This window comes from Blastopirellula marina DSM 3645 (genome assembly GCF_000153105.1).
Classification (GTDB): Bacteria; Planctomycetota; Planctomycetia; order Pirellulales; family Pirellulaceae; genus Blastopirellula; species Blastopirellula marina.
In genome coordinates this window covers 2,665,262-2,676,796 of record NZ_CH672376.1, presented here as the reverse complement: position 1 = coordinate 2,676,796, position 11,535 = coordinate 2,665,262, and the positions used below count along the sequence as shown (strand labels likewise).

Here is an 11,535-nt window from a genome sequence, read left to right as displayed (position 1 = left end):
TCCCCTCTATGATAAGGCTCTTGCGCCGATGCAAAGTCGCGATAATCGGGCGCATCGCCACTTTCCCGCCATCATGAATAGCCCCATTCCTCCTTCTCTTTGGCTTGCCGCCAATCATCGCCCGGCCCAGGTCGCGGCCTTGTTTTCCGCCATTTTCTTCGCTGGTAGCGGGATATCCGCACTGCTGCGCACCCAAGTCGCTGGGGGATTCGCGCTGGGACTGCTTGCCGCGGCTATCGTCGCGGCGGGGGTGACGCTGCGCTTGCGGCAACCTCCGCGAATCCGCTACGACCATCCCTACTTGGTGCTGCGGTTTCCCGGCGCCGGCATATTTCGCGTCCCATTAGAAGCAGTCGAATGCTTCTTTATCGGCGTCGCTAAATACGAACCAAGCGGATCGTCCCCGCGCGAATCGGTCGCCGTCGTCGTTCGTTTGGCCGAACGCGCGCGCGAGTGGAAGCAACGTGACGTACCTGCCGAGTATGGGCGGTGGTGCGACGGCTATATCGTCTTGGATGGAACTTGGTGCGAACCGATCGCCGAAGCCAAAGTTCTGCAACTCAATCGTTGGCTCATCGACGCCAAAAAAGCGCCGGCAACGACAGGAATCGAGAAATGACCCAGCTACTCGTCTCGGTGCGTTCGGCGATCGAAGCGGAAGCGGCGCTTTCCGGCGGCGCCGATTGGATCGACATCAAAGAGCCGACCCGGGGTTCGCTCGGCGCGGCGGAGCCGCACGTTTGGCGAGAGATTGTGCAAACGGTCGAGCAGCGAGCGCCGGTCAGCATCGCCTTGGGCGAAATCAGCGACGGCGCTGGAGCCTGGGGTCCCGATACTTTTCGGGGGGCGAGCATGGTGAAATATGGTTTGGCGAAGCTATCCGACTGTACCGATTGGATGTCAATCGCTTCGACCGCTTATGATCGAGTCCCCGATTCTTGCTCTCGCGTCGCGGTTTACTATGCCGATGAAGAACGAGCGAGATGCCCGCCGCTCGCCGATGTGGTACAATGGAGCAAGCGGATTTCGGCCTCCGCGATTTTGATCGATACCTTTGTGAAAGATGGCCGAACGCTCTTCGATTTTTTGTCGATCGACCAGCTTGCCGCCGCAACTCAGCAGATTCGCGCCATCGGCGCAATCGCCGCTTGCGGAGGTTCCCTGACCAAGCTGCATTTTGCCGCCGCGATCGTCGCCGGAGCTGACGTATTAGCGGTGCGTGGGGCTGTTTGCAATGGTCGACGCACCAGCGCGATTGATCAACAGCTTGTTCGTCAACTGAAAGCGACGATGAATTCCTTCGATGGCGAATCGAACGTTTCACAGGCATGCGCGACGTAGTTACGTTTTGCTTGACTTTTCATTTTCGCCGTTTGATACTGTTCCTTTCGATTCGGCGGCAAGGCGGGCCGCGCTGGATCGTTGGCGTTTTTGCGAGTAAGCGTGTCGTTTTTGATGCGTCGCGCGGCAGGCGCCGACCCCTGTCCAGTTAATTTCTATTCGAAGGAGACTCTATCGTGCCAAGCTCCGTACTTGAAGCGATCAAGATGGGCATATGGGACTACGAACCCACCGACACGAAATCGACTTCGTTCGATTCGACGGACGCACTGCCTGGCACTTCGGAGAAGTTAGATATTCTGGCCGCTCGCTTAGAAAAGGGACTCCCCTTGTGGCATCCGAGCGATCGCCGTACCTTCGACGATACGGAAGCGACCCGTTTTTTTTCGTTCTAACGTTTTGTTCTGACGTTAGCCCAACGGGATCATCCCGGAACATCCTTCAGCGTCGCCTCGTCGGCCAGGAGTCAACCCATGCCAGGATTTCATGTCGAAGTTCCCCATCCGCTTGGCCAAGAAGCGGCGATAGAAAAAGTGCAGTATGTCCTGGAGAAAATGCGTGGCCGCTTTGAAGGCCAGGTAAAAGATATGCAGCAGACGTGGGAAGGAAACATCATGGTGTTTTCCTTTCGCACCATGGGGGTCGACATCAAGGGGACCATGGATGTCCTCGAAGAACTTGTCATCGTGAAAGGAAGTCTTCCTTTCGCCGCGATGCTGTTCAAAGGTCGTATCGAAAAATCGATTCGCGAAGAACTCGAGAAAATCGTCAATCGACCACCGAAATCGCCGCCGGCAGATCCGCCGCAATAGTTGTCGGCAGCGCGCCAGATTTCATTCTTCCGTTGGTAGATCGCTGCGCGGACCACCAACGGCGAATCGTGGCCAACTAAGCTTCGGCCATGGCGCCATCCACCGTCTTGCCAAGGACGTCGTTCCATTGCTCTACGACGCGACGCACGTCGCGGCATTCGACGCACTGACACGGATCCGATATCGGGCAGGGGAGCCCTTGTTCCTTCTCGCAACGGAGCAAGAACGCTTGCACCGCCGGCATTACGCAGCTTTGCTCGGTGCAGCGAATAGAGGGCTTGATGATAAAATCGGTCGCCCCTTTACGCAGCGCATCTTTCAGCACGCTGGTTTGATCGATGGCGCTGACCATCAGGACGCGAGCGTCGGGGAACTCGGCTCGAATGTTTTCTAAAGCGTAAATGCCGTCGTACTCGGGCATGACGATGTCAAGCGTCATCGCGTCTGGGCGCCATTTGCGAAACGCCTCGAGCGCCGCGAGGCCGTTATCCGCTTCGCCGACAACTTCCCAACCCGCTGCGATCGCCGTTTCTTTAATCATTTCACGAATGATCATTGCGTCGTCAGTAACTAGTAATCGCTTCGACATAATTTCAATCCTACGATCGGAAAATCGCTTCTTTAGATAATGGTTGAGGTCACACCCATGACGACGACTTCCAACTGCGACGTTTGCGGCGAGAAGTGAACTTTACGTCCCTTTGCTCCTCCCACATCCTCGGCGATCAGTGGAATTTTCTTTTCTTTCAATTGCCGACGAACCTCTTCTGCGTTTCGTTCGCCGATATTGATTTGACTGTTGCCGAACATGCAAGCGCCGCCGGTGATTTTGGCGCGCAATTGCTGCGGGTTCGCCCCTTCGTTGCGCAGTTGCTGCAACATCGCGGGAACCGCCGAATCGGCGAATCGTCCCGGGGAACCAGGTCGGCCGCCGGAGGTCGGCAACACGACATGGGCGAACGCCGCAATCCGACGAGACTGATCATAGATCACCACGCCGATACACGACCCCAATATCGAGGTCAGCATTTCGTCATTGCGGGCGACCTGAATCTGGCCGAGCCCCACGTTATGTTGTACTGCGGTAACCATGCGTTTCGCCGATACTTGCCCTAACTGCTTCCGCCGGATAACGATAATTTACGCGTCGATATGCAGCGCGTCTTCCATCCTTTGACGCATCTGAATGTTGGGAACGAAAAACACGTTCCAATTCAGTTCTTGATCGCCTCGCGTAAAACGGGTTCGACAGATCAGCACCTGATCGTCGATTCCGGCCTGTTCCATCAACGCTTGTTGAAGGACGCTGGCGCCGTAGTCTTGTAAAAAATAGGGAGGCGAAGGAACCAACTCCACCGACATGAGTCGGGTCAGCGCGTTCAAGTAAGCGCATCCCAATATATTGCCTGTTTCGCACAGCGCGGAACGTTCGAGCGCCGACCACTGGCCAGAACCTGACTGCTTGGAACTGAGCAGCGACGAGGCCAGTTCGCGGCCATTCTCTTCGTCGAAACAGAGGATCATCGATCCGCCGATTTCACCGTTGAGCGTCAGCACGACCATCGTCAGCATTTCCATGCCAAAGTCATACTCCACCGAAACTTCTTCCAGCGGAATCTCGCGCACCTCGTCAAGCGACATGGTGATCAAGCCGTTGGTCCAACGACACATGGCCGCCGAAGCTTCGTGCGTAGCGGCGCCTAGAAGTTGATGAAGAACTTCCAGATGCACTTTACTTACTGGATGATTTTCTGACATTTGCTCCCTCATTTTGTGCCGACCATCGAATTACGACGTTGGGACGCCGCGTCAATCATGGCCGAAGGATCCAAAATCAACGCGACTCGGCCATCGCCTCGAATGCAAGCGCCGGAAAGGCCGACGACGTTCTCATAATTCTCAGCCATCGACTTCACAACGATATCTTCCTCTCCGAGCAAGTCGTCGACCGCTAGTCCTAATTCTCGTCCTTCCTGACCAATTACGACGATCGTCGCATCAGTTGCGTCAATCGTATCGGTTGCAGGTGGACGAACTCCGTCAAACAGTTGTTCCAGACGGACCACGGAAACCACGCGTCCCCGAATGGATGCGGTTAACACCCCTTGGACAGTGCCAAATTCCTCACGCGGAACTCGGACAATTTCGCTGATTGATTCGATCGGCAGCGCAAAAGTTTCGCCGTTGATCCGCGTCATCAGACTCGGCAAAATCGCCATCGTCAGCGGGAGCTTGATCGTGAATGTAGCGCCTTTGCCCGGCGTGCTGTCAACTTCGACAACGCCGTTTACATTTTCAATTTTGGAGCGGACGATATCCATGCCCATACCGCGTCCAGAAATTTCGGTGATCTTCTCCGCCGTGCTAAAGCCGGGCTCCCAGATCAATTGAAAAATCTGTTGATTGCTCATCTTGTCGGCTTCAGCCGGATCGACGATTCCCCGATCAATCGCTTTTCGCAAAATTAACGTGGGGTCGAGTCCTTTGCCGTCATCGGTCACTTGAATGATGATGCTGTTGCCGCGATGGAACGCGTCCAGCTTGATCGTTCCTTGCGGCGATTTTCCGTTCGCGACCCGTACTTCAGGCGACTCGATTCCATGGTCGGCCGAGTTTCGCACCATATGGATCAACGGATCGCCAAGCTCGTCGATCATCCGCTTGTCGAGCTCCGTTTTTTCGCCGGAGATATCAAGACGAATTTCTTTACCGTTGGTGCGCGAGACGTCGCGGACAACCCGTTTGAATCGCCCGAACAACGGGCCGATGGGGACCATCCGCGTATCCATCACGCATTTTTGAATACCGTCGGAAACTCGTTCCAATTGATGGACCGCTTCATGCAATTCGTTGGATCGGATCCGCATCGCTTGGTAGCGACCGGTCTCACGAGAGATCGACTCCAGGTCTGCGTTCAACATGCGGACATGCGACTTGATCGCGTTCCATTCTCCCTGCCCCTTGGCGGAGCGTTCGTCGATGCTGTCAACCATTTGCAGCAGCTTGCTGCTCAAGCTGCAAGCGTTGTTCATTTTGTGTTGGGCCGATTTGTGGGGAAGTGCGTCTCGCAATCCGTCGCTCAATTGTTCGAATCGGGCCCGATTGATCACCAACTGCCCCGCCAGATTCATCAATTGATCAAGTCGTTCGATATCGACTCGGAGGGTCTCGGCCGGTTTTGACGAAGAATCGACGCCTTTGGGTCGCGCTGCGGCTCCCGGTGAGGCGGCGGGACTGGGCGGTTTTGGCGCTGCTGCGGCGACTTTCGTTGGCGAAGCCGGAACGGCTGGAGTTGGCTCTATTTTTGCAACCTGCGGCGTTGGGGGCGCCGGCGCGACGGCCTGCGGTTCGACTTTCTGAGGAGGCGGCTCGGCGGCTTCGACGGGACATTCGGGTTGGGCCGCGGCGACTTTGGGGATGATTTTCGCCGACACGACGCCGGAGACGTCGACCAAGGAGTAAAGCGACTCGAGCGATTCGTCGGTCGATACTTCGATCTTCAACCGCCCGACGTGCTCCAGGTGATCCAACTCTTCATAGGTTGGAGCGCTATCGTGCACTTCACCGACACGGCTGACCTTTTCCAGTAACAGCTGCGCTTTCAATGTAGAGAGCGGCAGGTTCTGATCGAATGTCAGATCGATGCTATATCCTTCCTCGTCGTCGAAGTTACGATCCGGCGCCAACGAAGTCGTCTCCGCTTCGCTGCTGGGCATCGGCAGCGAAGCATGGACCGGAGGCAGCTCGAAATGGGGAGTCGCACTTTCTCGACCACGCCAGGCCATCAGCAAATCGATGGTCAGTTGCTCAAAGCTGTCCGTTTTACAAGCGCCTTCCTTAAGCTCTTGCACATAGACGCGAAATCCATCGATGCAGGGCAGCAGCGCGTCGGCCAGTTCGCCCGATACGACTCCGCCGTCGTCACGGATCTCCTGCAAAATGTCTTCCATCACATGCGCGAGTCGCGCCGGACGGTTTAATCCAATCGAGGCGGCCGAGCCTTTGATGCGATGCGAAGTGACAAGCAACGTTCGGGTCACCGCTTCGGCGACTTCACTATCGATCGAGACAAGAATGTCGCTCAATTCGTCGACCGCCATTTCGGTTTCGTCAATGAAGATCGAAACGTATTTGGCCGGGACTTCCGACTCATCGGTCACTCCAGCGAACATCGCCGCGACTTCGCCGCGCAGAGCCGCTGCGGCGATTTCGCCCCGGTTGGCCTCGACGTCCGCTTCCGCTTCCGCTTCGACTTCGACTTCGACTTCGGCATCCGCTTCGGCATCCGCTTCGACATCGACTTCGACATCGACTTCGACTTCGGCATCGTCCAAAAACGCTTCGGCGTCCGCTTGCGAGGTTTGCTCGCGGGCGCAGCCGGCTTCGTTGAGGACCGCTTTGATCTGTTCAATCATTTCTTCGCACGGCACATCGTCGGATGCGTTTTCTCGCAATTCGTGCAGCATCGCGCTCAGCAGGTCGACCGAATTGAACACGATCTCGACAACGTGAGACGTCACCTTCAATTCATTTCGTCGAGCGGCGTCAAAAATATTCTCGACGTTGTGAGTCAGGCAATTGATGCTCGGGAGTCCCAACATCGCCGACAATCCTTTGACGCTGTGGGCCGAACGAAACATATCGTTCACCAAGTCGGCGTCCAGGATGGCGCCGCCGTCTTCGGCGGCAAGCTTCGCCCATTCATCGAGTTCGAGCAGGTTATCATTGAGACGATCGATCAATTGCGATGATTCATCCAGGAAGTCGCTCAGCAGATTGTCGAAAAACTCGTCTTGAACGGGGCTGGTCATCGGACACCCGCCTTTCCCCTAGCAGGACTGGCCGAATTCGTAAACCGATAGAGCCAAGACTTTACCCGTTCGTAGCCGGTTAAAAGTTCACTCACCCCTTCGGCGGCGCCCAGCACCAGCATCGAACCAGGTTGCATGACGCGTTTGATGTTTTCGAGCACGCGCAACTTTGATTCGGTATTGAAATAGATCAACACGTTCTTCAAAAAGATGACGTCAAAGGGCCGTTCGTGCAGCGGATCCAGAAGATTGTGCTGGCGAAACGACATCGTTTTCCGCAACAACGGCTTGGGCGTCCAGCAAACTTCTCCCTTGACCTCATCAAAGAACTTTTTCTTGAGAAGGGGAGGAGTCAGCCGCATTGCGCGTTCGTTGAATTTTGCCGCCGTCGCTTCTCGTACGGCGCCAACGCCGATATCGGTACCGAGAATCTTAATTTCCCACTGCGAGTGCGCGGCGATCCCTTCGGCGGCACAACATGCGACTGTGCAGGCTTCGTCTCCCGTGCTGCACGCGGCCGACCAGACGCGAAGTTTTTTAACGCGACCATTGGTCCGAGCTTCGGAAACGATCTGCGGCAGATATTCCGTTCGAAACCAATTCCAGTTACTATCGTCGCGAAACAGATAGGTTTCGTGCGTCGTCACTTCTTGCAAAAAGTGATCCCACTCTTCGTCAGTGACCGGCAAAGAAACCAATTTATTGTAGTAAGCCTCGAACGAATCAATCCCGGTCACTTTCAACCGGCGTCGCACTCGATTCGAGAGCAATTGCTTCTTATGCGGCGAGATTTCCACGCCGGCGACATCGTAGATCAATTTGGCGTACCGCTTCAATTGCGAATCGGTCACCAGTTCATGTCCAGTTGTAGCGGTCATTGTCACGTTGCTTTCATCGTCGCCCCAGACGTCCGCAAAAGGCGACGTCTTCGTTTACTCGCTGCTCCTCTCAACCCACTTGAGAGGAGCTTTGTCGATAGCACGCAGTCCTTACTCGGTACGAAACCTCGAAACCAGGCCTCGTAATGTGACGGCTTGTGCGCCCAATTCTTCGCTGCTGGAGGCCATTTCTTCCGAAGAGGCCGCGTTCTGCTCGGTCACGTGCGAGATCGATTGAATCGCATTGGCGACCTCGTTGGCGTTTTGAGCCTGTTCGACAGTCGCAGTCGCGATTTCGGCGATTTTTGCGGCGGTCGCTTCGACACCATGAATGATCTTCTCTAGCGAGGCTCCCGCTTGTTCGCTCAGTTTCGAGCCATCTTGAACGCGTTGCGTCGACTCTTTGATGAGCGACGAGATCTCTTTGGCCGCTTCGCTGGATCGTTCCGCCAGTTTGCGAACTTCGTCAGCAACGACTGCGAAGCCTAGCCCATGTTCGCCGGCGCGAGCCGCTTCGATCGCAGCGTTTAAGGCCAACAAGTTCGTTTGACTGGCGATCTCGGAAATCACCTGAATGATTTCGCTGATCTGCTCCGAAGAGTTCTTGATCAGGTCCATCGCTTCCACCGATTTCTGGACCGCTTGGCCGCCTTCCTCCGCCATCCGACTAGTGTCGACGGCGACCTTGTTCGCTTCACCCGCATTATCTTTGACGGCGTCGATCGAGCGAGTCAGCTCTTCAATCGATGCGCTCATCTCTTCGACCGACGCACTTTGCGTCTGGGCGCCTTGAGCCATTTGCTGCGAGTTTTCCGCAATCAGCGAAGCCCCTTCGGCGAACTGGCTGCCGCTTTCAATCACGCGGCCAATCACGTCGCGGAGGTCGACAACCATCTTCTTAAGGCCCGCCGCTAAGGTGCCGATCGCGTCAGCGCCTTCCACGGTCACTTCGCAGGTCAAATCTCCTTGCGACGCAGCTTCCACGACGACCAACAGCGAGTCGACCTTCGACTTCAACTCTTCCTGTTCTTCTCGTTCACGCAATTGACGAGCTTGCTCGGCTTTCTCGGCATTAATCCGATCCGTGATCAATTCCCATGAGACCATCGGGCCCAAATATTCTCCCTGATTGTCAAAGATGGCCGCTACTTCCAGCGAAAACCAATGACCACGAAGTTCAAATTGGGTCTTGTGCGGCAGGTTTTTCGGATCCGCCAACAGTTGACGCTGTTTGCTCGGATTAGCGTGAAAAATGTCGTACGACGCACCGACGATTTTTTCGACCGGGATCGGTAAAATCGACGCGATCGAACGCAACGTTCGTTCCGAAGCCGGATTGATATAGGTAATAATTCCGTTGCGATCGGCCAGTATCAGATTGATCGGAGCGTTCTCAATGATCGCCGTCTTTTCCGCCGCCGCTTGCTCCATTTTCAGCTTCTCAGTCACGACGCTCCACGTCACCATCGCGCCCGAATACTTTCCGTCGACGTCAAACGTCGGGCTGACCAACAGATCCAGCTTTTCGCCGGCGACTTCGATAATTGCGTTGCGCGGCAGGTTGCTCGCTTCTTTCAGAAGGTTGCGTTGAAATGACGGATCTTTATGGAAGATGTCGATCTTCTGACCGACCATCTCATCCACTTTGCACGGCAGAAACCTTTCGAGCGTCTTGAGCGTGCGAATGCTAGCCGGATTGAGATAGGTGATTTCAAAGTCACGATTGGCCAGCATGATGTTGATCGGCGCGTTTTCGACCATCGAGGTCATTTCTGACGCCGACTGGGCCAAGCGACGCTTTTCGGTAATCACTTCCCAGGTCACCATCGGACCGAGGTATTCGCCGGCGGGATCAAACGTCGGACTGACCAGCAAGTCGACGAACTGGTCACCGACTTGAATCGTCGTCCGATGCGGCAGGTTTTTGGGATCGGCCAACAGACGACGTTGCATCGCTGGGTCTTTGTGGAAGATGTCGATCGATTGACCAACAATTTTCTCCGGATCAATCGGCAGAAACTCGCGCAGTTGCTTCAGCGTATTTATACTGGCGGCGTTCGCGTAGGTAATCTCAAGTTCGCGATTCGCGACCAAGATATTGATGGGCGAGTTGTCGCTCATTGCCTTAGAGAGAGCCAGCTCACGCCGTAGTTGCTCTCCTGCGGCCGGCTTGCCGCTTGCGACTGATTTGCTGCGGGAATTGGTGACTGCCATCGCTACTACTCTCTCGAAACTATTGGGAAGTATGTTGGATTTACAATAAGTTTCAGTTCGGCGGACGTCGGTCGTTCGAACCGGGTGAGTACGCAACTCGAGCAATTGCGAAGGCAGACGCAACAGCAGAATTAAAGAGAATCGACAATGACGCTTTCGCTGCAGGTCAGGATCTTGTCCATATCAAGCAGAATCAGCAATCGCTTGTCGAGTTTGACCAATCCGGTCAAGTAGTCTCGGCCCAATCCAGCCACCGTCGGCGGCGGAGGTGCGATCTGATCTTTGGCGATGCGGAGAACTTCGCTCACCGCGTCAACAATGATGCCGATCGTCTTGCCGGCGACATTCATCACCATGATGCGGGTTTCGTCGCTGGGCTTTTCTTCCGACAGCCCAAAGCGTCGGCGCAAATCGACGATCGGAATGACCGTGTTGCGAAGGTTGATGAGGCCCTTGATAAAATCAGGCGTTTGCGGCACACGGGTGATCTCGCCCATCAGAATGATTTCCTGAACGCGCGTGATTTCGATGCCGTATTCCTCTTGAGCCAGACGAAAACTGACCAACTGCATTGAGTTGGCGCTCTCGCCTCGTGCTCCGCTCGTAATACGCTCCGAGCCGATGTCTTCAATCGTGGCGGACAAGATTCGTTTCCTTGCATGTGGTGGAAAACTGGCCCTGAAGCGATCGCCACACTGTCGACTTTGATGAGTCGCACCGCGATCACTTCCCCGTCTCGCCCCAAGGACAAGCCGTTCGTTGGAGAATTCGGCATTCGAGACCGCTACAAATTAGCCAACACAGATACTTTTCCCATCTTCCGAAGGCGCCTGCTCTCCTCAGCCTCCGCAATCGCTACAACCGGACGCTCATCGTCCGATCGCACCTGTCCTAGGATTTGCGGCGACTGCGCACGGCGCCCCGCAATCAAGCACCTTTTCTGACTTATCTCGGCTCGTTGCTTGACGCGCTGTCAACGCGACCTATCGTTCGTTAGCCCAAGATAGGTGGGCAGAGACGCGAGCTCGCAAGAGCAGCGGTCTAATACACAATTCACGGGGTCGAGACTCAGGAGTCACCAGTTCTATGTCCACTCGAGTTCTTGTTGCTGACGACTCAAGCACCATGCGCAAAATCATCCTCCGATCACTTCAAGCGGTAGGCGTACCCAACGCGACCGAAGCGGCGGATGGCGACGAAGCGCTCAAGATTTTCAAACCAGGCGATTTCGACCTGGTTTTGACCGACTGGAACATGCCGGGTAAAAACGGCCTGGAAGTCGTTCAAGAGATTCGCAAGATCGACAAGGACGTCAAGATCATGATGGTCACGACGGAAGCCGAAAAAACTCGCGTTTTAGAAGCGATTCAAGCCGGCGTCTCCGACTATCTGGTCAAGCCGTTCACGGCTGATACGCTTCGCGAGAAACTAGAAAAGCACGGCTGCTAAGCCGAGCTTGCACGTTCAAATCCGCCGCCC

Annotated in this window: 12 protein-coding genes; 5 read left to right on the top strand and 7 right to left on the bottom strand. The window is 55.3% G+C overall.

Annotated features, from left to right (window positions below; all coding sequences use genetic code 11):
• Positions 1–73 precede the first annotated feature (73 nt).
• The 4 genes from DSM3645_RS12960 (at position 74) to DSM3645_RS12945 (ending at position 2,153) form a co-directional block, all read left to right on the top strand.
• Positions 74–619, top strand: coding sequence for a hypothetical protein (locus DSM3645_RS12960; protein ID WP_002652642.1), 546 nt, complete (start codon positions 74–76; stop codon positions 617–619).
• Positions 616–1,341, top strand: a complete 726-nt coding sequence (locus tag DSM3645_RS28250) for a (5-formylfuran-3-yl)methyl phosphate synthase (RefSeq protein ID WP_002652641.1) — start codon at positions 616–618, stop codon at positions 1,339–1,341. The genes DSM3645_RS12960 and DSM3645_RS28250 overlap by 4 nt, the downstream gene beginning before the upstream one ends.
• A gap of 176 nt (positions 1,342–1,517) precedes the next feature.
• On the top strand, positions 1,518–1,736 hold the full coding sequence (locus DSM3645_RS12950) for a hypothetical protein (RefSeq protein ID WP_116344400.1): 219 nt from the start codon (positions 1,518–1,520) through the stop codon (positions 1,734–1,736).
• A gap of 78 nt (positions 1,737–1,814) precedes the next feature.
• Positions 1,815–2,153 carry a polyhydroxyalkanoic acid system family protein gene (locus DSM3645_RS12945; protein WP_002652639.1) on the top strand — a complete coding sequence of 113 codons (339 nt, stop codon included), beginning with the start codon at positions 1,815–1,817 and terminating at the stop codon, positions 2,151–2,153.
• A gap of 76 nt (positions 2,154–2,229) precedes the next feature.
• Here the strand turns inward: DSM3645_RS12945 and DSM3645_RS12940 are convergent, their stop codons facing one another.
• From DSM3645_RS12940 to DSM3645_RS12910, 7 genes are all read right to left on the bottom strand, one after another.
• A complete protein-coding gene (locus DSM3645_RS12940) occupies positions 2,230–2,742 on the bottom strand; it encodes a response regulator (RefSeq protein ID WP_002652638.1) in 513 nt (170 codons plus the stop codon).
• Positions 2,743–2,774: 32 nt separating this feature from the next.
• Positions 2,775–3,245: a chemotaxis protein CheD gene (locus DSM3645_RS12935; RefSeq protein WP_002652637.1), complete on the bottom strand. Its 471-nt coding sequence runs from the start codon at positions 3,243–3,245 to the stop codon at positions 2,775–2,777.
• Positions 3,246–3,293: 48 nt separating this feature from the next.
• A complete protein-coding gene (locus DSM3645_RS12930; protein ID WP_002652636.1) occupies positions 3,294–3,911 on the bottom strand; it encodes a hypothetical protein in 618 nt (205 codons plus the stop codon).
• A gap of 8 nt (positions 3,912–3,919) precedes the next feature.
• Complete coding sequence (locus DSM3645_RS12925; protein WP_002652635.1) at positions 3,920–6,964, bottom strand: chemotaxis protein CheA; 3,045 nt, start codon at positions 6,962–6,964, stop codon at positions 3,920–3,922.
• Complete coding sequence (locus tag DSM3645_RS12920) at positions 6,961–7,842, bottom strand: CheR family methyltransferase (RefSeq protein ID WP_002652634.1); 882 nt, start codon at positions 7,840–7,842, stop codon at positions 6,961–6,963. Before DSM3645_RS12920 ends, DSM3645_RS12925 begins: the two co-directional genes overlap by 4 nt.
• A 111-nt stretch (positions 7,843–7,953) precedes the next feature.
• Positions 7,954–10,056 carry a methyl-accepting chemotaxis protein gene (locus DSM3645_RS12915; protein WP_040351817.1) on the bottom strand — a complete coding sequence of 701 codons (2,103 nt, stop codon included), beginning with the start codon at positions 10,054–10,056 and terminating at the stop codon, positions 7,954–7,956.
• Positions 10,057–10,187: 131 nt separating this feature from the next.
• Positions 10,188–10,700, bottom strand: coding sequence for a chemotaxis protein CheW (locus DSM3645_RS12910; RefSeq protein ID WP_002652632.1), 513 nt, complete (start codon positions 10,698–10,700; stop codon positions 10,188–10,190).
• Positions 10,701–11,142: 442 nt separating this feature from the next.
• Here DSM3645_RS12910 and DSM3645_RS12905 point away from each other — a divergent pair, with 442 nt between their 5' ends.
• Positions 11,143–11,505 (top strand): response regulator, encoded by a 363-nt coding sequence (locus DSM3645_RS12905; RefSeq protein ID WP_081444812.1) that lies wholly within the window; start codon positions 11,143–11,145, stop codon positions 11,503–11,505.
• Positions 11,506–11,535: the final 30 nt, after the last annotated feature.

What these genes read in the sequence shown, in the direction of transcription:
- DSM3645_RS12960 (WP_002652642.1), top strand. Translation starts at nt 74, where the DNA reads ATGAATAGCCCCATTCCTCCTTCTCTTTGGCTTGCCGCCAATCATCGC.
- DSM3645_RS28250 (WP_002652641.1), top strand. Translation starts at nt 616, where the DNA reads ATGACCCAGCTACTCGTCTCGGTGCGTTCGGCGATCGAAGCGGAAGCG.
- DSM3645_RS12945 (WP_002652639.1), top strand. Translation starts at nt 1,815, where the DNA reads ATGCCAGGATTTCATGTCGAAGTTCCCCATCCGCTTGGCCAAGAAGCG.
- DSM3645_RS12940 (WP_002652638.1), bottom strand. Translation starts at nt 2,742, where the DNA reads ATGTCGAAGCGATTACTAGTTACTGACGACGCAATGATCATTCGTGAA.
- DSM3645_RS12935 (WP_002652637.1), bottom strand. Translation starts at nt 3,245, where the DNA reads ATGGTTACCGCAGTACAACATAACGTGGGGCTCGGCCAGATTCAGGTC.
- DSM3645_RS12930 (WP_002652636.1), bottom strand. Translation starts at nt 3,911, where the DNA reads ATGTCAGAAAATCATCCAGTAAGTAAAGTGCATCTGGAAGTTCTTCAT.
- DSM3645_RS12925 (WP_002652635.1), bottom strand. Translation starts at nt 6,964, where the DNA reads ATGACCAGCCCCGTTCAAGACGAGTTTTTCGACAATCTGCTGAGCGAC.
- DSM3645_RS12920 (WP_002652634.1), bottom strand. Translation starts at nt 7,842, where the DNA reads ATGACCGCTACAACTGGACATGAACTGGTGACCGATTCGCAATTGAAG.
- DSM3645_RS12915 (WP_040351817.1), bottom strand. Translation starts at nt 10,056, where the DNA reads ATGGCAGTCACCAATTCCCGCAGCAAATCAGTCGCAAGCGGCAAGCCG.
- DSM3645_RS12905 (WP_081444812.1), top strand. Translation starts at nt 11,143, where the DNA reads ATGTCCACTCGAGTTCTTGTTGCTGACGACTCAAGCACCATGCGCAAA.